This is a genomic window from Caproiciproducens galactitolivorans, from assembly GCF_004768785.1.
GTDB classification, from domain to species: domain Bacteria; phylum Bacillota; class Clostridia; order Oscillospirales; family Acutalibacteraceae; genus Caproiciproducens; species Caproiciproducens galactitolivorans.
Window position 1 is genome coordinate 119,591 of sequence record NZ_SRMQ01000002.1, and the last position, 20,003, is coordinate 139,593.

General features: G+C 48.5%; 15 protein-coding genes and 2 pseudogenes. 10 read left to right on the plus strand and 7 right to left on the minus strand.

The genetic code is table 11. The annotated features are described in order from the left end of the window. The first annotated feature begins 1 nt into the window (after window position 1). The 4 genes and pseudogenes from CAGA_RS03115 to CAGA_RS03130 all read left to right on the plus strand — a co-directional run bounded on the left by CAGA_RS03115 (window position 2) and on the right by CAGA_RS03130 (window position 4,077). Window positions 2-1,214, plus strand: a pseudogene (locus tag CAGA_RS03115) (FprA family A-type flavoprotein). A 445-nt stretch (window positions 1,215-1,659) separates the two neighbouring features. Continuing rightward, entirely contained in the window at window positions 1,660-2,919 is a 1,260-nt protein-coding gene (locus tag CAGA_RS03120; RefSeq protein WP_135657628.1) for an ammonium transporter, read from the plus strand. 19 nt (window positions 2,920-2,938) lie between these two features. Continuing rightward, the gene (locus CAGA_RS03125; RefSeq protein ID WP_135657630.1) at window positions 2,939-3,280 is read left to right on the plus strand and encodes a P-II family nitrogen regulator; all 342 of its coding nucleotides are present in this window, start codon (window positions 2,939-2,941) and stop codon (window positions 3,278-3,280) included. A gap of 374 nt (window positions 3,281-3,654) precedes the next feature. After that, complete coding sequence (locus CAGA_RS03130; protein WP_135657632.1) at window positions 3,655-4,077, plus strand: histidine biosynthesis protein HisIE; 423 nt, start codon at window positions 3,655-3,657, stop codon at window positions 4,075-4,077. A gap of 146 nt (window positions 4,078-4,223) precedes the next feature. Here the strand turns inward: CAGA_RS03130 and CAGA_RS03135 are convergent, their stop codons facing one another. The 7 genes from CAGA_RS03135 to CAGA_RS03165 all read right to left on the minus strand — a co-directional run bounded on the left by CAGA_RS03135 (window position 4,224) and on the right by CAGA_RS03165 (window position 12,431). Continuing rightward, a complete protein-coding gene (locus CAGA_RS03135) occupies window positions 4,224-5,627 on the minus strand; it encodes an ADP-ribosylglycohydrolase family protein (RefSeq protein ID WP_135657634.1) in 1,404 nt (467 codons plus the stop codon). A 31-nt stretch (window positions 5,628-5,658) separates the two neighbouring features. Next, the gene (locus CAGA_RS03140) at window positions 5,659-6,597 is read right to left on the minus strand and encodes a nucleoside hydrolase (RefSeq protein WP_135657635.1); all 939 of its coding nucleotides are present in this window, start codon (window positions 6,595-6,597) and stop codon (window positions 5,659-5,661) included. Between the two features lie 15 nt (window positions 6,598-6,612). Beyond that, the gene (locus tag CAGA_RS03145; RefSeq protein ID WP_135657637.1) at window positions 6,613-7,542 is read right to left on the minus strand and encodes a nucleoside hydrolase; all 930 of its coding nucleotides are present in this window, start codon (window positions 7,540-7,542) and stop codon (window positions 6,613-6,615) included. Between the two features lie 76 nt (window positions 7,543-7,618). Continuing rightward, complete coding sequence (locus CAGA_RS03150; protein WP_207669540.1) at window positions 7,619-8,743, minus strand: BMP family lipoprotein; 1,125 nt, start codon at window positions 8,741-8,743, stop codon at window positions 7,619-7,621. 110 nt (window positions 8,744-8,853) lie between these two features. Continuing rightward, the gene (locus CAGA_RS03155) at window positions 8,854-9,783 is read right to left on the minus strand and encodes an ABC transporter permease (protein WP_135657639.1); all 930 of its coding nucleotides are present in this window, start codon (window positions 9,781-9,783) and stop codon (window positions 8,854-8,856) included. Between the two features lies 1 nt (window position 9,784). Further along, window positions 9,785-10,873 carry an ABC transporter permease gene (locus CAGA_RS03160; RefSeq protein ID WP_135657641.1) on the minus strand — a complete coding sequence of 363 codons (1,089 nt, stop codon included), beginning with the start codon at window positions 10,871-10,873 and terminating at the stop codon, window positions 9,785-9,787. After that, window positions 10,863-12,431, minus strand: a complete 1,569-nt coding sequence (locus CAGA_RS03165) for an ABC transporter ATP-binding protein (RefSeq protein ID WP_135657643.1) — start codon at window positions 12,429-12,431, stop codon at window positions 10,863-10,865. Before CAGA_RS03165 ends, CAGA_RS03160 begins: the two co-directional genes overlap by 11 nt. A 298-nt stretch (window positions 12,432-12,729) precedes the next feature. Between CAGA_RS03165 and CAGA_RS03170 the strand changes: the two genes are divergently transcribed. The 6 genes and pseudogenes from CAGA_RS03170 to CAGA_RS03195 all read left to right on the plus strand — a co-directional run bounded on the left by CAGA_RS03170 (window position 12,730) and on the right by CAGA_RS03195 (window position 20,001). Beyond that, window positions 12,730-13,773 (plus strand): LacI family DNA-binding transcriptional regulator, encoded by a 1,044-nt coding sequence (locus CAGA_RS03170; protein WP_135657645.1) that lies wholly within the window; start codon window positions 12,730-12,732, stop codon window positions 13,771-13,773. A gap of 13 nt (window positions 13,774-13,786) precedes the next feature. Continuing rightward, window positions 13,787-14,710: a ribokinase gene (locus tag CAGA_RS03175; protein ID WP_135657647.1), complete on the plus strand. Its 924-nt coding sequence runs from the start codon at window positions 13,787-13,789 to the stop codon at window positions 14,708-14,710. Between the two features lie 165 nt (window positions 14,711-14,875). Next, a complete protein-coding gene (locus CAGA_RS03180) occupies window positions 14,876-16,144 on the plus strand; it encodes an alpha-L-fucosidase (protein ID WP_135657649.1) in 1,269 nt (422 codons plus the stop codon). 617 nt (window positions 16,145-16,761) lie between these two features. Next, a pseudogene (locus CAGA_RS03185) lies at window positions 16,762-17,814 on the plus strand (ABC transporter substrate-binding protein); the annotation flags it as partial. 353 nt (window positions 17,815-18,167) lie between these two features. Continuing rightward, window positions 18,168-19,091 carry an ABC transporter permease gene (locus tag CAGA_RS03190; protein ID WP_135657653.1) on the plus strand — a complete coding sequence of 308 codons (924 nt, stop codon included), beginning with the start codon at window positions 18,168-18,170 and terminating at the stop codon, window positions 19,089-19,091. A gap of 13 nt (window positions 19,092-19,104) precedes the next feature. Continuing rightward, a complete protein-coding gene (locus CAGA_RS03195; protein ID WP_135657655.1) occupies window positions 19,105-20,001 on the plus strand; it encodes an ABC transporter permease subunit in 897 nt (298 codons plus the stop codon). The last annotated feature ends 2 nt before the right edge of the window (window positions 20,002-20,003 follow it).

Below are 20,003 nucleotides of genomic sequence, written 5' to 3' on the forward strand. Positions count from 1 at the left end.
TATGCATAGTGTCAGAAAAGTAACAGAAGATTTGTATTGGGTTGGTGGGAACGACCGCCGTCTTGCCCTTTTTGAGAATATTCACCCGATTCCTCGCGGTGTGTCTTATAATTCCTACCTTCTTCTTGATGAAAAAACCGTATTGTTTGATACGGTGGATTGGTCGGCTTGCCGCCAGCTTTTAGAGAATGTTACCTTCCTGTTAAACGGCAGGCCTCTCGATTATGTGGTTGTCAACCATATGGAGCCGGATCACGGTGCGTCCTTGGAGGAAATTCTGCTCCGTTACCCGAATGTAAAGATTATCAGCAGCGAAAAAGCAATCCTGTTCATGCGGCAGTTCGGTTTTACGATCGATGGGAAAACGGAGCAGGTGAAGGAAGGGGGATACCTTCGCCTTTGGAAAGCACGAGGTTACCTTTATTGCAGCGCCCATGGTACATTGGCCGGAAGTGCTCGTAACGTATGACAAAACCAACGGCGTGCTGTTTTCCGCGGACGCCTTCGGTGCATTCGGTGCCCTGGGCGGCCAGCTGTTCAACGATGAAATGAACTTTGACCGCGACTGGCTCGACGAAGCGCGCCGGTACTACACCAATATCGTTGGGAAATACGGCCCCCAGGTACAGGCTTTGCTAAAAAAAGCGGCCGGTCTTGACATAAAGATGATATGCCCGCTACACGGGCCGGTCTGGCGCACCGATTTGGGGTATTTCCTTGATAAATACGATAAATGGAGCCGTTACGAGCCCGAGGAGAAGGGAGTCCTGATCGTTTACGGTTCGATGTACGGAAATACCGAAAGCGCAGCGAACGCTCTTGCCGCAATGCTGGTGGAAAAGGGGATTAAGAACGTTGCGGTATACGACGTTTCCAACACCCATGTCTCCTATCTGATTTCCGAAACCTTCCGGTACAGCCATGTGGTTCTGGCTTCGGTAACGTATAATCTCGGAATTTATCCCCCCATGCACAATTACCTGATGGATATGAAAGCGCTGAATATGCAGAACCGTACCTTTGCAATTATAGAAAACGGTTCCTGGGCCTGCAAGTCCGGCACGCTGATGCGGGACTTCCTGGAAAACCAGCTCAAGAAAATGACGGTCCTCGACGAAAAGGTTACGTTGAATTCCTCGCTGAAGGAAGAAAACATTTCGGATTTGGAAGCGCTTGCAGACAGCATAGTGGAATCCGTTCAGGCGAAGCAATAAGGTACGCGTATCTTTTTGATTAGCCGCCCCCGGCGCAGCCGGGGGCTTTTCTATGCGTGCAAAGCCTAGTCTACTTTTGCCGCCGCAGGCACACGGGGCGTTTTTTATGCTTGCAACGGCAATTCCCACTACCCTTCCGCACGGCAGGTAATCTGGTACGGGAGGAGATAAAGATAAGAATTAAATGTTTATTTTCCACAACAAGACATGAAAAATGCAGCTTGTTAATTGAATTATTTCATAAAACTGCATTATGCACCGATAAAAACTTGATTTTATGCAGGATATATGCTATAATAAATTCAAATTTTAGCATCGGTTTGGCAAAGGAGCCATGTTCCCGTTGCATTGTGCAGCGGAGCATGGCTCCTTTTGGTTTTTCTGCGATTGGCCGGCGATCCGGGAAAATCACCAATGCAGAAATGAAATAATGGGAGTGGATATTATGTTTGCGATAAATTCAGGCGATATATCCTGGATGCTTATCTCCTCGGCAATGGTACTGTTCATGACCCCAGGTCTGGCATTTTTTTATGGTGGAATGGTAAAACGCAAAAATACGATCAATACAATGATGTCGTCCGTCTTTATTATGGGTCTGGCTTCCCTGCTGTGGGTCTTGATTGGCTTTTCCCTTTCATTCAGCGGAGGAGCCGGCGGCTTTATCGGGAACCTGAACTGGTTCGGTATGCGTATGACAGAGAGTACGGCTGCCTTAGCTTATGCCCCAACCACCGTATGCTTCGCGATTTTTCAAATGATGTTCGCGATTATTACCCCTGCGATTATCACCGGAGGAATTGTGGAAAGGGTTCGGTTTTCCGCTTTGTTCGTCTTTGTGGCGGTATGGTCCGTTCTGGTTTATTACCCATTGGCGCATATGGTATGGGGCGGTGGCTTTCTGCAAAAAATTGGCGCGATTGATTTTGCGGGCGGAGCGGTTGTGCATATCAGCTCAGGCGTAAGCGCGCTGGTGGGGTCTTTGGTGCTAGGGAAACGGAAAAATTACGGAAGGACGTCTTATCATCCGCACAATATCCCGTTTGTTTTTCTGGGTGCGGCGATTTTGTGGTTTGGATGGTTCGGATTCAATGCCGGAAGCGCCGGCGCGGCCAACTCCCTTGCAATTCATGCGTTTCTTACAACCAATACGGCGAGCGCGGCGGCAATGCTGGCGTGGATTGCTATTGAGAAGGGAAAGAACGGAAAGCCCACGCTGCTTGGCGCGTCTACCGGCGCGGTGGTCGGCTTGGTGTCCATTACGCCGGGCGCCGGGTTTGTGCCGCTCTGGGCTTCGATCCTTATCGGGGCGGCGGTCAGCCCGATCTGCTATTTTTTCATCAGCGTTGTAAAGCCTAAATTCGGTTACGACGATTCCTTGGACGCATTTGGGTGCCACGGAATCGGCGGGATTTGGGGCTCGATCGCGACAGGCCTGTTTGCGGTTCAAGGATTTCATCCGGATCCTAAGCTGGATGCGGTACATTGGAACGGGCTGTTATTTGGCGAATGGAAGCTTTTCGCCGTTCAAATAGCAGCCGTTCTGGTAACGGTTATCATTGCGGCTGCCGGTACCCTTGTTTCCCTTGGAATTACAAAGCTGTGTGTCCGCGAACTCAGGGTAGCACCAAGGGACGAAGACATTGGCATGGATGTTGTCGAACACGGCGAATCCGCCTATCCGTCCTTTAACGGCATGGATTAAGAAGCAGGGAGGGAAGCAGATGAAAAAAGTAGAAGCATTTATCCGCCCGGAAAAGCTGGAGGATATTAAGGATGTTCTGAACGCGCTTAAGCTCAATGGGCTGAGTGTCAGCCAGATTATGGGCTGCGGAAAGCAGAAAGGCTGGAATGAGTATGTCCGGGGGTCCGAAGTGGATATCAATTTTATTCAGAAAATCAAGATTGAGCTGATCATACAGGACGACCAACTAGAAGAGGTTGTTGATAAAATAACCGAAAACGCACAGACGGGGGATGTCGGCGACGGTAAAATATTTATCTCCGATGTTGCAGACGCAGTCCGGATACGAACAGGGGAGAGAGGTATTGCCGCGCTCAAATAAATTTCTTTAAAATAGGCAAAATAGAATAATAAAAGACGGTTACCCGAACAGGTAGCTGTCTTTTATTATTATAACGAATCAAATATCGAACTTGATTGAAAGCGATTCGCAAGATAATAATTTGTCTATTTTCTAATAAAGCCGAATAATCGAAAACATGTTTTATTTGTGAATAAATATCCGTCGGAATGTTAAGTTTAGTTTAAATTTAATTTACAAAAAAATACAATTTTTAATTATTGGTTAAATCTGGTTAATAATACTTGAAAATCAAAGATGAGTGTTTATAATGAGTATCAATCTAAAATAAAAGAGGTGAATATTTCCAGATAAACCATATAAAGATTTCATATTTAAAAAAGGGGTTTTAGAAAATGAAAAAGTTTTTATCAATTGTTTTAAGTCTGGCAATCATGGCGTCAATCAGTTCTGTATCTGCTTTTGCTGCAACAAATAGCAAACCTGTAACAGCTAAAAATGCTGTCACCACAACAGTTAAGAAGGATACTGCGAACAAATTAGTTGTGAAGAAAGACGTAGCAAAGAAAACTGCCGTAAAGCCATCAGCAAAAAAAGCTACAGTAAAGAAAGCCGCGAAAAAAACTGCTAAAAAGGCTGCTGTAAAGAAAAATGTTGCGAAAAAGACCGTTAAGAAAGCGGCTGTGAAGAAAAACGCTGCAAAAACAGTCTTAAAAAAGACTGCTGCTAAAACTACTGTAAAACCGGCTGCGAAAAAAGCCGCTGTTAAAACTACTGTAAAACCGGCCGCGAAAAAAACCGTAAAAAAGGCTGCCTAAAAAATTTCTTTTACATATTAAACAATCATAAAGAGCTTGAGTCTGTGTAAGCAGGCGTCAAGCTTTTTTTATAATAATAAGCGAAAAAAGCAGAGCATGTCCGATAGTGAACATGCTCTGCTTTTTCTTATAGCCGTAAAGTTGTGTTAAATTTCTATACCGTGGGCTTTCCGGACACTATCTGCCGTTTTGCGCGCGATTGTGCTTATCTTTGTTTTTTCATAGCCGCGAATATAGGAATACAAATCGTCCTGAATCGGGTCAAGCCATTTTTTATCAATACAGTCAAGCCCTTTGGAAATACCGAAGAGCGTCAGAATCTGAGCCGCGTTGCAGTCGACGTCCTGTCCGACCATGCTGATCATATTCAGGCAGGTTTCAAAGTCGTCGTTGCAGAAATACAGGGCGATGACCTCCGCCGCCGCGTTCGGATACGCGTGAATCCAGTTATATTCCATGTATTTTTTCTCGCAGACTTTCCATGCGGACATATAATCCTTCGACTGCTCGCACAGCTCCCATGCGGAGTGAACAACCTCGTAGTACTCGCTGTCATTTGGAATCATGTCGATCGCTTTGCGCACGATCTCCTTCATGCTTTTTTCGCAGAAGGCCATGGAGCACATAACGGCGTTGAAAATTTCGCCCAGAACGCCGTTGTTATGGTGGGAAACCACACCGTCGCGGAAGGCCAGCTCCGCCGCGCGGCACGGATCCGCCGGGGCGCACATGCCGCAGATTGCGCCGCGCATCTGTGCGCCGATCCACTCGCGGAACGGATTGGAACGGTATCCGCTTTCCGGCGGATATATCCCGAGCATAATATTTTTTAGCGCGATATCTTCGGCGGACCAGCCGGACGGAATCAGAGCCGCCCATTCCTCCGCAATATCGGCAGAGGAGACTTGATAACCCTTTTTCGAAAAGGCTTCCAGGAACGCCACTTCATAGGTAATGTCGTCATTGTAGGTGCTCGGCTTGCGAACATAGTCATGAATTTCGCCGAAGGCTTCTTTTATATGAGCGGAGTCGTAGCCTTCAATCGCGGTACCGACCGCGGCGCCGATGATCTGGGCAACCCAGCCCGCAAAAATTTTCTTATCGAATTCGTCCGATCTCACATCGTGCGGTTGGTAATAATAAAATTTTACAGCGGAAGCATATTTATCGAAATTGTCGTAAATCCGGTATTTTTTCCAGTAAGGATGCCCGTCGATCGGCTTTGCTTCATTTAAAAGGCGGAAAACGCGCGAGGTAAGGCGGTACAGCGTTGCTTTATCCTCCTTTTCCCTTGCCTCCAGAGCCTGCGGAATCAATTTTTCGGCTTCCGTTACGTCGTAACCCATGTTGTACATGGACTGGATACCGGAGAGAAGTACAATTTCCGGTGCGTAGGAACCCGGAACATGGCTCCCCCAGAGGAGCTTGAGCGCGTTCCAGTTTCCTTCGTCAACATCAAAAGCATTTTCCCATGTCTGTTCCTCTTCCTTCAAAACGACGGGAACTGCGTTGGAAATTAATTCATGGTTATATTCATAAGCGCGTTTCATTTTTTTTCCTCCCTTTTATTATCAACCAATTCTATTGTGTACTGTAATGCTTCATCATTTCCTTGAGCAGATTCAGATAGGCCGCATGGTTTACTTCCAAGCCAACGGAGCAGTTGAGCGGCTTATCTTTGCAGACATGGTCAAAATCAACAACAGTACGCCCCATGTTCAGGCTGCTGGCGGTTTCAACGGCAACATAATAGTCTTTGCACTCCATGACGGACGGGTCGAGCACGTATGCTACGGCAAGCGCGTCGCTGAGGACGATATAATCTTTGTCGGAGCTTCGGTAGGCCTTCAGCACAAAGTCCCACAGGAAGGAGCAGTCCTTGGTGTACGGCGTGTCGATTGCCTTTAGCTCTTCAAGGTTATCCGGGGTTAGCTTGGACTTCATTGTTGCGTTCCAGCCGACCATTACAAGCGGCGTTCCCGAGCGGAATACAATTTTGGCGGCAAGCGGGTCGGCCACCGCATTGAATTCGCCGTAGGGAGAAGTGTTTCCAATGTCGCTGGAGCCTCCCATAATTACGATTCGGTGGATTAATTTGTGCAGGTCGGGGTATTTCAAAAGCGCGATCGCAATATTGGTGAGCGGCCCGATGGCAATAATTTCGAGCCTGCCGTTTTCCTTAACGGCGTGTTTATAAATAACATCCCATGCATAGTCAGGGGAAAGAGTTTTCATTTCCGTTTTTAAAACAAGGTTTCCAAGCCCGTTTTCGCCGTGAATATGGCCGGCGGTTTGCGGCGGGGTATTGAGCGGCCGTTCCGCTCCTTTAGCAACTTCGCAATCCATGTGAAAATAAGAGGCGATATCCAGGGCGTTCTTTGTGACAATTTCCGCCTTCTGATTGCCGGCAACGCTCGTGATTGCCTTAATATCCAGCTTATCGGAGCTGTTTGCAAGCATCAGCGCGAAAAAGTCGTCAATGCCCGGATCTGTATCAATGATAACCGGAATTTGTTCCACGTTTCGTACCTTCTCTCAATCGTATTTGTTTACTGCGTCAATCACCATATTCACCAGTTTTTTCCGGTGGATACCCAGTAAAACATCGGTGTTGGGCTTGCGCCCACTGACGCCGATAAAGTCCGTTACGGTGCAGCCGGTCGTGAATTCACCGCAGGTGTCAATTGTTACATTCAAATGCTTGCTTTCAAAAATTTCCGGAGCAACCAACCACGCTACCGCGCAAGGGTCGTGCATGGGCGCGAAATCCCAGCCGAGGCTGTTGTGGAATTTAATAAAAAACTCCAGAAGCTCGCCGACCATGCGGGCGACCTTGCCGCCCTGGTTTTTGATTTCCTGAATGTCCTCCGGATAAAAACGGGCTTTGTGCGTAACATCCAAGCCTGCCATGGTGATCGGAATGCCGGACTTGAAAACGATGTCCGCCGCCTCCGGGTCAACCAGAATATTGAATTCCGCTGCCGGAGCCCAGTTGCCGCCGATTGCCGCGCCGCCCATTAGGCTGATCCGGTCAATTCTGCTTTTTAAACGCGGATAAGCGAGAAGGAAAACCGCAATATTTGTCAGCGGTCCTGTGGCGACCAATGTCACCTTGTCCTCGCTTTTTTCAACAACCTCCGCCATGAGCTGTACGGCGGGAATCGCAAGAGGTTTTCGCGTGGGCTGCGGAAGTTCAGGGCCATCCAGCCCGGAATCGCCGTGAACACTGGGCGCGATGATCAAATCCCGGCTCATCGGCTGGTCGGCGCCAACGGCGACAGGAATCTCTTTGCCGATATATTGCAGAATGCGTAAAGCGTTGTTCGTTGTTTTCTGAACAGTTTGGTTGCCGCCCACGGTGGTAACAGCCTTGACATCGAGCTTGTCGCAGGAACAAGCGAGAATCAGGGCAATCGCGTCATCATGTCCGGGGTCGCAATCCATGATAATGCTTTTTTTCTTCATGAAAACACCTTCATTTTTTTCGTTTTAATGAAAAGGCAAAGGTTGTTCGCCTTTGCCTTTTAAAGTATGTTTCCGCTTACGGTCTTACAGACTTTCTTGCGGCTTCGATTTCGCTGGTGGATTTACCGAATGCAGAGTCAACTTTAATGCTTCCGCTCTTGATTTTTTCTGCGTATTCCGCTACCTTGTCCTGAACGTCCTTTGTAACATTCTTGTTGTACGTTCCAAGTCCTACGCAGTCATCCGCAAGGCCGAGGCTTTCGCTTTGGCCGTATTTCAGAGTGCCGGCCTGTGCTTCTTTTACTGCTTTTGTAATGGATATGTCAACTCTCTTCAGGGCGGAGGTCAGAATGGACTGTGCTTTTGCCGGGTCGCTGGACTGGAAGGCCAAAGCCTGGTCGCTGTCAACACCGATGACGTATTTGCCCTTTGCCGCGCATCCGTCAATAACACCCAAGCCTGCGTTGCTTGCGACTTGGAAGATAACGTCGGCACCCTGGTTGATCTGCGCTAAGGTCAGCTCTTTTGCGTGTGCGGTATCCGTAAAGTTACCGACATAGGAAATCAAAATCTTGATGTTCGGGTTTACGGCTTTCGCGCCCTGGATGTAACCCATCAAAAAGTCGTTGATAACGGTGTTCTCCATGCCGCCGACAAAGCCGAGCTTACCGGTCTTTGAAGTAAGGGCACCTGCTACGCCAGCCAGGAAAGAGCATTCGTTCTGTTTGTATTCGATGGAGTAAACGTTGCTGCATTTGCCGTCCGTGTAGTCAACGCTGGAGTCGAAGATGATGTACTTCTTGTCCGGATACTGCGCGGCAATCTGCGCAAGCTTTTCGGACATCTGCCATGTGCCGACGATGATGATGTCGTAGTCCGGGTTTTCGGAAGCGTCGGTCAAAGCCGGCACCCATTTTGTTTCGTCCGCGGTCATTTCAATGACCTTTGTGGTGCAGCCCAGTTCGGACTCCATCATTTTTGCGCCGTTTGCTGCGGAATCAAAGAACGCTTTGTCGCCCAAAGTGCCATTTAACAGGATAGCGACGTTTAATTTTTTGCCGGAGGCTGCCGAACCGCTTTGTGAAGTGCTTCCGGCAGGTTCCTCGCTCTTGGCCTCTTGGGAAGAACAGCCGGTCAAGGCGAATGTCAAGGACATTGCTGCGATTAATAGTGCGGATAACAGTCTTTTTCCAATCTTCATATTATTCTCTCCTTTTCAATCAGCGTTTAATTATGTATTGAATCCCCGCCCCGGCCGCTGTTATCCGCGGCGGGGAATTACGGCATAGCATCGAAGAAACAACTGGTGTATTATTTGGAGATACCGATTTTCTTCTCTTTTCTGTTTCTCATTACGGAATAGACGATCAATCCGACAATGGTTAAGGCGTAAGGGATCATCTGGACAAACTGAACCGGGATATTCAAAACCTGCAGGTTGGTTGCAAGGGCGTCGGCCGCGCCGAAGATCAGCGAGGAACCCATGATACCCACCGGAGTACCCGTTCCGAGCGCCTCCGCAGCTAGTGCGATGAAGCCTCTGCCGGCGACCATGTCGCGCGAGAACTTGTCCATATAGCCCATCGACATGTAAGCGCCGCCGATGGAAGCGAGAACGCCACTGATGATCAGGACGATATACTGGATTTTCCTTACGTTGATGCCGACGCTTTCCGCGGCGTTCGGATTTTCGCCGACAACGCGGATGCGCAGCCCAAGAGGTGTTTTATAAAGCAAAAGCCAGATCAGGAATACGGAAAGGAAGGCAATATAGGTTAAAAGGTTATGGCCGGAAAGGATGCTGCCCAAAACCGGAATATTCCCAATTACGGGGATATTGATGGAGGGCATGGTCAGGCTTTTAAGAGAAGTGGAATTTCCTTTGTCCCCGCAGATGGAATACAGCACAAAGATGGTTCCGCCCGATGCCATCAGGTTGATTGCAATACCAACCAGAATGATGTCGGCTTTCAGGTTCAGGGCGCTGTAAGCCATAATTAGGCCGAAAACCACGCCGGTGATGATTGCAAAAATAAGGCCGAGAAATGCGCTGTGAAAAGCGGCGCTTGCCACGACGCCAGCCAGCGCGGAACAGAGCATGATTCCCTCCAGGCCGATGTTCATAACACCGGCCCGGTCGGTAATCAGGGCGGCCAAAGCCGCCAGCAGGATCGGCGTTGTAAGCCGGATCACTGAAAAAAGAAAACTTGCTGAGAAGATTGTAGCCATTACAGCGTTCATGTTAAGCTTCCTCCTTTACTTGTCTCTGGGAATTCTTAACAATCATCTTGTGCTTGTAAGTATCCAGGAACATCTTGCCCGCGATTAATACAACGATAATTGCTTGAATGATCGAGACCACTTCCGGTGCAACGTCGGATCTTCTGGACATAATGTCCGCGCCGACGCGCAGGTAAGCGAGGAAGAAAGCCGCAAGGGGGATAAATTTCGGGTTGTTTTTCGCTAGAATGGAAATGATGATGCCATCAAATCCATAACCCGGAAGGCTTACCCAGGAAAAGCGGGTGTACATTCCCAAAACCTGTGTCGCGCCACCCATTCCGGCAAGCGCGCCGCCCGCAATCTGGGAAAGGATGATGGTGCTGCCGACGCCGATGCCGGAGTATTTTGCAAAATTTTCATTTTGCCCGGTGATACGGATCGCATAGCCCCATTTTGTCCTGTACAGGAACAGGTAGGTCAGAACGACCATCACAATTGCTATGAAAATACCCATGTGCACCCCGGTTTTCGGGATGATGACAGCCAGTCTTGCACTTTTCGGGAAAGAATGGGAGGCGATATAGCCTGCGTCCGGGTCCATGAGCATGTATTGAAGGATATAGCTTCCGAAGAACAAAGCGATGTAGTTCAGCATGAGGGAGGAAACAACTTCATTTGCTTTCCATTTTACTTTTAATATGGCGGGGATGAGGCAAAGCACAACGCCGAACAGCGCGCCTGCCAGAAGGGCCACAACGGCATGGATAACCGAAGGCATCTTCACGCCGACGGCGATCATTGCGGCGCCCAGACCGCCAAGAAAGAAGGAGCCTTCCGCCGCCATGTTAAATTGGTTGCATTGGAACATTACTGCGATGGAAAGGCCGCCGAATGTAAGCGGGATGAAAAGTTCCAGCACGTTGCCGAAATTCCGCATAGTCATAATTGGGCCTGCCAAAAACCATTTCAATGCGTTCAGCGGCTGTTTACTTGCAAACATAATCAAAAGCAAAGCGACCAGTAACGAAATTCCGATTGCAACAATGACTCTGAAAATTTCGAACCTATTCTCGATTGTTTTGCTGGAGTACGATTGCTTATTTTTCATGAATGACATCTCCTATTTCTTCGGGCGACATTTTTTTGATGCCCAGCATATATTCTCCCATTTCCTTCTCGGTAATGTTTTTAGTATCGGGGAAATATGCTACGATCTCTCCTTCATACATAACGATCAAGCTGTCGGAGAGCTCCATGACTTCGTTCAGGTCCGCGGAAATAAGCACAATGGCAGAACCCTGGTCGCGAAGTTTTACAATCTGTTTACGGACAAATTCTGTGGCGCCAACGTCGATGCCTCTGGTCGGCTGATCAACCAGAATAAAGTCCGGATTGGAAGAAAATTCCCTTGCGACAACGACTTTCTGAATGTTACCGCCGGAGAGCATCCGGATTGGCTGTTCCCTTCCGTCGCACTTTACAAGGTATTCCTTTATATTCCTGTCCGCTTCCTCGTTGATCATTTTGGCCTTTTGCAGTCCGCTATGGTTATATTCCTTTTTATAGAAACGGTCGGAAATCAGATTTTCCTTTATACTGACGTCGCCCGCGATGCCGAAGGTCATACGGTCCTCCGGAACATGGGACGTTTTCAGCTCCCGGATTTTGCGAATGGAAAGATTCTGAATTTCCACGCCCTTGATTTTTACACTACCATTAAAATACGGCCTTAAGCCGGTAAGAATTTCAGCAAGCTCGCTCTGCCCGTTCCCTTCAACGCCGGCAATGCCGAAGATCTCGCCTCTGCGCACGTCGAAGCTGACATTGTTCAGAATCGTCTTACCGAACTTGTTAACGGCGGACAGTTCGCGGACGCTAAGGATGTTTTCTGCCGGATGGGCCTCTGTTTTCTGGATATCAAGAACGACGTTGCGCCCCACCATGCTGTTGGAGATGTCCTGTTCGCTCAGTTCTTTCACATCTGCCTCGCCAACCGAGCGCCCGTCCCTTAAAATGGTGATTCTGTCGCAGATTTCCTTTATTTCCCTTAATTTGTGGGAGATGAAAATAATGGTATGGCCCTGCTTTTTCAGTTCTTTCAACTGTACGAACAGTTCCGTTGTTTCCTGTGGGGTTAATACGGCGGTAGGTTCGTCTAAAATCAGGATTTGGGCTCCGCGCATAAGTGCCTTTAAAATTTCAACCTTTTGTTTCTGCCCGACAGGAAGGTCTTTCACGTGCGCTTTGGGGTCAATGTCAAAGTTGTATTTTTTCGCAACATCCTCTGTCATTTGCACGGCTTTGGCAAAATCGAAAAGGAACATGTTTTTCGGTTCAATTCCCATTACCATATTTTCAGCAACGGTGAGGGAGGGGGCCAGCATAAAATGCTGATGAACCATTCCGATTCCATATTTGATCGCGCTGGACGGATTGTGAATCTGAACTTCCTTTCCGTTCAGAAGGATTCTGCCGGAATCGGGGGTTTCAATGCCGAAAAGGACTTTCATCAGCGTGCTTTTTCCGGCTCCGTTTTCGCCGACCAGGGCGTGGATTTCCCCTTTACGAACGGAAAAGTTCACGTTTTTATTGGCAACAAATCCGTTTGGGTAAACCTTTGTGATGTTTTCCATGACTAAAACATTGTCTGCAACATTTTCTGCCATTTCCGTAGCACTCCATTCTTGAATGAAATAGCGATGATTTCCCCGCAAAATAGTTATGCAGGACGGACTTTATGGGTTGGTAAAATGTTTTACTAAACTAGCAAAAGCAATGACTCGAATATCAATATATTAGGCTGAATCAGTCGAAATGTCAATATATTTATCAAAATTATTTGCACATTTTAATCTATTATTGGATAGAATATAATATTTTGCTTGATTTTCGATTGATTTATGTTATACTGAATTTCAGTAAAATGTTTTATCAATTTCAAAATGCTAAAGAGGAGGGCCTGCTTTGCGTACTACGGTGAAAGATGTTGCAAAAGCAGTAGGTTTATCTACGACAACCGTGTCTTTAGTTTTGAATAATAAGCCAAACCGCATTCCGGAAGCAACGCGAAAGCTTGTACTGAAAGCAGCAAAAGAATTAAATTACAGGCCCAATCATATAGCCGTTAGTATGGTAACCAAAAAGACGCATACGATCGGGTTGATTTTACCGGATATCAGTAACCTGTATTTTTCGGAGCTGGCAAAGGTCATTGAAGAACAGTGCCATAAATATGGTTATAATGTGCTTTACGGCAATACGAACGGTACGCTGGAGCATGAATTCGAATACTTGAATTTGTTTGTTGACCGCAGCGTTGATGCGGTTATAATGACCGTTTCATCGAATTATAGTGAAACAGACGTAAAACGACTGTATGAAATTGGAGAAACAAACAATGTCCCTATTATGATGGTGGACCGCACGCTGGATGATCCGCGGTTTATGTCTGTCCTGCTTGACCAGAAGCTTGGCGGTTTCCTTGCGACAAGTTATCTGATCAACCTTGGGCACAAGAAAATCGCCTGTATTACCGGGCCGAAAAACCTTCGCATCAGTATCGAACGTTTGGAAGGGTATAAATCGGCTCTGGGGGACGCGGGCCTCCCGTTTGACCGGTCACTAGTGATCGAAGGGGATTTTAGCGTTGACAGCGGGAGCCGGGCGCTTCCGTATATTCTTGGGCAAAACGCGACGGCGGTTTTTTCACTGAACGATATGATGGCGATCGGCGTTTACCGGGAATGCCGCCGGTATCACCTGTCTATTCCGCAGGATCTGTCGATCGTCGGCTTTGACGACATTTTTATCGACGAGTTCTTGGAGCCGCCGCTTTCAACCATTGCGCAGCCCGTTCAGGAAATAGGGAAATACGCGGTAAAGAAAATGATGAGTGTTTTGGAGGGGAAAAAGAATCCTTGCACGGATGCTGGGGATACGAAGATTTTCAAACCGGCGCTGAAGGTTCGCGGAAGCGCGCTAAAATTTACGGAAAAGAAGCAAATATAAAGAAGGAGTAAGCATGAGTATACTGAATTTTGGTTCTTTAAATATAGACCACGTTTATCATGTCGACCATTTCGTCAGGCCGGGGGAAACCATTTCCGCCGAGCGCCTGGACTATTTCAGCGGCGGAAAGGGATTGAACCAATCCATTGCCCTTGCAAAGGCCGGTGCAAATGTTTATCACGCGGGGAAAATCGGCGTCGACGGCGAAAACCTGAAACAAATTCTTTCTGACAACGGCGTGCATACGGATTATATTGAAATGACAGACGGAGTAAACGGCCATGCTTTGATTCAGGTTGTCCCGTCCGGGCAAAACAATATTATTATTTACGGCGGTTCGAACCATGAAATCACAGAGGAATACGCCGACAGGGTTCTGGAACATTTCGGGGAAGGCGATCTGGTTTTAATGCAGAATGAGACCAGTTGCATCGATTACATAGCGCGGAAATGTGCGCAGAAGAAGATTAAAATTGCGATCAATCCATCTCCGATCAGCGAAAAACTGTTGGACACCTTCCCTTTTGAGTTGGTATCCCTCTTTTTTATTAATGAAATAGAAGGCAGGGAGCTGTCGGGGAAGGAAAAAACGGATGAGATTCTGGATTCTCTGCTCGAACAGTATCCGGATTCCGCTTTTGTTTTGACCCTTGGGCATAACGGCGTTGTCTATCGGGATAAAAACAATACCTTTACGCATGGAATCTATGATATAAAGGTAGTCGACACAACGGCGGCGGGCGATACGTTTACCGGATACTTTTTGGCCTGCTACGCGGCGGGCGAGCCGGTTCCGGATTGCCTGCGTAAGGCTTCCGTCGCATCTTCTCTCGCGGTTTCAAAGCCCGGTGCAGCACCCTCCATCCCTCGGATGGAAGAAGTCCAGGAGGCAAAATCCCATTTAAAATATGTGGAGTTTCAAAATCCGCTCTTTTAAAGGAATGCTGCAAAACATTCCGTAAAAAGCCGGAGCGGCCAGCCCGAAAGGGTTGGCTTCCCCGGCTTTTGCTTTGCGGCGGAAAATGCCATCTCCGCGATCTGCTGGAAATCGATTGATTTTTCCGGGTATTCTGCTATGCTTTAGGAAAAGGAGGATTTGTAAATGGAAGAAAGAGTAAAAGCGTTTCTGAACGACCGGTTCGGTATGTTCATCCACTGGGGGCTATACGCGATTCCCGCCCGCGGCGAATGGGTGCAAAGCTATGAACGCATGGATGCGGAAACCTATCGGAAGTATTATGACGCGTTTGACAGCACGGATTGTAATCCCAGGGAATGGGCGAAGCTGGCGAAGGAAGCGGGCATGAAATACGCGGTGCTGACCGCAAAGCACCACGACGGCTTCTGCCTGTTCGATTCCAAACTGACGGATTTCAGCTCGGTACACACGAAGGGCGGGCGTGATCTGGTTCGGGAATTTGTCGAGGCGTGTCGCGCGGAGGGGATCAAGGTCGGTTTGTACTACTCCCTTCTGGACTGGCACCATCCGGATTATCCTGTTTACCACGACAAGCAGCATCCCATGCGCGACAACGAAGCGTACCGGGACAAGCCGCAGAACTTTCAGAATTACGTCCGCTATTTTCATGAACAGGTGCGGGAGCTGCTGACGAATTACGGAAAGATTGATCTGCTGTGGTTTGATTTTTCATATCAGGACTCTGTAAACGATATGTCCGGCGAAAAGTGGGAGGCGGGGAAGCTGGTAAAGATGGTTCGCGAGCTGCAGCCCGATATCGTTTTGAACGACCGTCTGGGCGGGCACACCGGCTCGATCTTCCCTACCCTCCAGTACGGCGACTTTGTTTCCCCGGAGCAGTACCTCCCGAAACACGGGATGCTGGATGCAAACGGCGAAGCGCTTCCGTGGGAGGCCTGTATTACCTTAAATAATAACTGGGGCTACTGTTTTGCCGATAGGGGTTACAAGCAGCCGAAAGACGTGATCCGCGCGCTGGTGGAATGCGTGAGCAAGAACGGGAACCTGATTGTGAACGTCGGCCCCGACGCGCGAGGGGAGATTCCGGAAGAATCCGTGCGGATTCTGCGCGAGGTGGGGCAGTGGATGCGCAAAAACGGAGACAGTATTTACGGCTGCTGCGCCGCCGATTTTGAAAAGCCGGAGTGGGGACGCTTTACCCAGAACGGGAAAAAATTGTATGCGCATATCTTCGAAAGGGGAATCGGGCCGGTTTTTCTTGAAGGAATGTCCGGGAAAATCCGTTCCGCGCGGTATTTGCACGACTTGTCCGAAGCGGATATCCGTCTTCCGTGGAACCAGCCGGACAATCGTACGGACGCTTTTTTGAATCTGCACGCCAACCGTTTGCCAGATGAACGGGACACAGTAGTTGAACTGACGCTTGTTTGATAAAAATATATGAATAAACGCCTCGTTTTTTGCGTTTTCTGTTGACTTCGGACATTTCTTTTGATATTATAAACTCGAGTTAATAAACTGAGTTTATAAACAGCGGGCAATAAAAAATGATTTCCGTCTTGATTTTTAAAATACTGCGGAAAATGTCGAAAAATAGTGGGTGTAATGTTGCTTTTTGTTTTTATATGATAACATGATGTTAGCATTGACCGCCTCTGCGCCCGGTTTCTGCATAAATTTCTTATTTCCTTTTTGGCAGTTATTCTTGTTAGCATTGTCCGGTTACTCAAAAACCAGGCAATACAAATAATAATGTAAATACGAACAAAAGGAGTGGAATTATGAAAATTCGAAAAAAGGCAGTTGCGATCGTTTCGCTGGCTTTGGTTGCTGCAATGTTGTTCTCGGCGTGCGGATCGGGCTCAACGTCTTCCGGACCCCAGGTACAGAGCACCGGGACAAGCACAGAAGCAAAATCCAAGGACAACGATCTTGTAATTGCTATGTCCGAATCCGTACTGACCCTTGATCCGCACAATCTGACATCGACGATGTCTATTTCCGCAAACCGCACCATGTATGAAAATCTTCTGACCTTTGACAAGGACATGAAGAACATCGTGCCGCAACTCGCGAAATCCTATGAGGTTTCGAAGGACGGGCTGGTTTATACCTTCCACCTTCAGACAGGCGTAAAATTTACGGACGGCACGGACTTCAATTCCGAGGCGGTTAAGGTAAACATTGAACGCTGCATGGACAAAAAGAACAACCTGAAATCATTCCGTTATTTTACAAAGGTAAAAGAGGTAAAATGCCCGGACGCCAATACCGTGGAAATTACCTTGAAAGAGCCCTACAGCGTGTTTGTCAATAAGCTTACAAACTTTGGCATTATCAGCCCCAAGGCGATTAAAGAGGGCGTAACGCTGAATTCCAAAGCGGTCGGCACCGGTCCCTTCAAGCTGAAGGAATGGGATCAGGCGGACCACCTGATCGTAACCCGCAACGAAAATTACTGGGGAGAAAAGCCCGGCGTAGATTCTATTACCTTTAAGGTCGTTCCGGAAGCGGGTTCCCGTATCGCCATGCTCCAGACAGGCGAAGCCGACATGATTTACCCGATTCCTCCAGAGCAGATCAAATCGATCGACGGCACGAAGGATATTAAAGTGGAATCCGTGCCTTCCAACATAGTCGACTATGTAACGTTGAACATGAGTCACAAGCCGTTCGACAATATCAAAGTGCGCCAGGCCATGAACTACGCAATCGACAAGGATGCTTTCATCAAAGCGGTTTACGGCGGCTACGGCGACCACGCAACTTCCCCGATTGCTTCCACAACCCAGTATTACAGCAAGCAGGAGGAATATGCGTTCAATATCCAGAAAGCCAAGGACCTTTTGAAAGAGGCGGGGTATCCGGACGGATTCAAAACGACCATTTGGGCGGATAACACCTCTGACTCTGTAAAGGGTATGCAGTTTATTAACCAGCAGCTCGCACAGATCGGTATTACTGCAGAGGTTGTACCAATGGAGGGCGCCACATTGAATGCGAAAATCAATGAAGCGCAAAACGCGGCGGAATCCAAGATCGACATGTGGTTTGTAAACTGGTCCCCGTCCAGCGGCGATGCGGACGGCGCAATGCGCGGACTGTTCTACAGCAAGATGATTCCTCCGGCAAACGCCAATACGGCTTATTACAACAATCCGACCGTTGACAAACTGTTAGATCAGGGCCTTTCCGAAACTTCACCGGAAAAACTGGCGTCCATCTATGCGGAAGCGCAGAAGACCATCTGGAATGACGCTCCGTGGCTGTTCCTCGGCCAGCGGGTCGTACAGTACGGTATCAAAAATTATGTAAGCAATGTTTACATGATGGCGGACGGTTCAATTAACTGCGCACAGGCAACGCTCGCCCACTAATTTTTGCATTTGGAAAGGGTTTGGTAACTGAAGGGTTACCGAACCCTTTTTAAGAATCATTGACTGGAGGTCGTCAATTGGGTCGTTATTTTTTGAAAAGAGTATTGGGGACCATCCCCCTGATGCTGGTGATTTCCTTCATTATCTTTATGTTCGTACACATGATTCCCGGCGATCCGGCCCGGATCATGGCGGGCAAGGACGCTACCTTGGAGGAAATTAACCGTACGCGTCAGGCTCTGGGACTGGATCAGCCCCTGATGAAGCAATATCTTATGTATCTTGACCGGATGTTTCACGGTGACCTTGGAACTTCCACCACAACCGGACAGACTGTGGCCGAAATGATCGGTCCGCGCTTTCTGCCGACCTTAACCTTGGCGGGGTGCGCACTAGTGTGGTCCCTGATTATCGGGGTGCTTTTAGGCGTGCTCTCGGCGGTTATGCGGGGAAAGTGGGAGGACTACATAGGAATGCTGATTGCCATTTCCGGCATTTCCATACCGGTTTTTTGGCTTGGTTTGGTTCTCATTCAGATTTTCTCCGTACAACTGGGATGGCTGCCTACAGGGGGGCTGGACAACATGCAAAGCTATATCCTGCCGTCCTTCAGCCTTGGAATCGGTGTTATGGCGATCATGGCGCGCTTTTCGCGTTCTTCCATGCTGGAAAACATGAAGGAGGATTACGTGCGAACCGCGCGCGCAAAAGGGCAAAAGGAATCCATGGTGGTTTTAAAGCATGCCTTTCGCAATTCCCTGATTGAGGTTGTCACGGTTGCCGGACTGCAGATTGGCGGGCTGCTTGCCGGTTCCATTCTGGTGGAAACGGTATTCACCATTCCAGGAATGGGCAGACTGCTTGTCGATTCCATTAAGTTCCGTGACTATCCTGTTATTGAGGCGGAGCTGCTGCTGTTTTCTTTGCAGTTTGTCGTCATCAATCTGATTGTCGACTTGCTTTATGGCGTCTTAAATCCGAAGATACGTTATGAAAGTTAAGGAGGATTCCCAAATGTCTGAAGAAAAAGGAGCTTTAACCGTACCTCAGGAGGAACAGGCGCTCGCTCCAAGGCAAAGCCGCGTAAAAGCTTTTTTTATAAAATTTCTGGGCAGAAAAACGGCTGTTGTTGCCGCTTGTTTTATCATTTTGCTGGTTATCATCGCATTCCTTGCGCCGGTACTGCAGCCCTTTGACCCGGCCACGCCGGATTACGACGCAATTCTTTCCCCTCCCAATGCCAAGCATCTGTTCGGCACCGATGAATACGGTAGGGACATTTTAAGCAGACTGCTCGCAGGTAGCCGGCTTTCCCTCTCGGTTTCCCTTAGCTCGGTAACCCTCGGCGCGGGGCTGGGCGCTGTTTTAGGCATCCTCGCCGGGTATTACGGCGGATGGCTCGACAGTCTGATCATGCGTACCGCGGACGTTCTTCTTGCCTTCCCGGACATCCTTCTGGCAATCGCCATTGTTGCGGTGATCGGGCCGGGGCTTTCCAACGTAATCATTGCCGTGGCAGTATTCAGCATCCCATCCTTTGCAAGAATCATGCGAAGCTCAACCCTTACGGTAAAGCAGTCGCTTTATGTGGAGGCGGCGCGTTCCATCGGAGCCACGAACAGGAGCATTATGTGGAAGCATATTTTCCCCGGAACCGTCGCAAGTATTATTGTGAACTTTACCATGCGTATCGGCACCGCGATTCTTGCTGCGGCATCCTTGAGCTTTCTGGGCTTCGGCGCAAAGCCGACGGAGCCGGACTGGGGCGCCATGCTCTCCACGGGACGGAATTATCTTGGCGTTGCTCCGCACATCGTATATTTTTCCGGCGGAATCATCTTTTTGACGGTTCTGGCCTTTAACCTTTTGGGAGACGGCCTGCGGGATACGCTTGATCCCAAAATCCAGTAGGT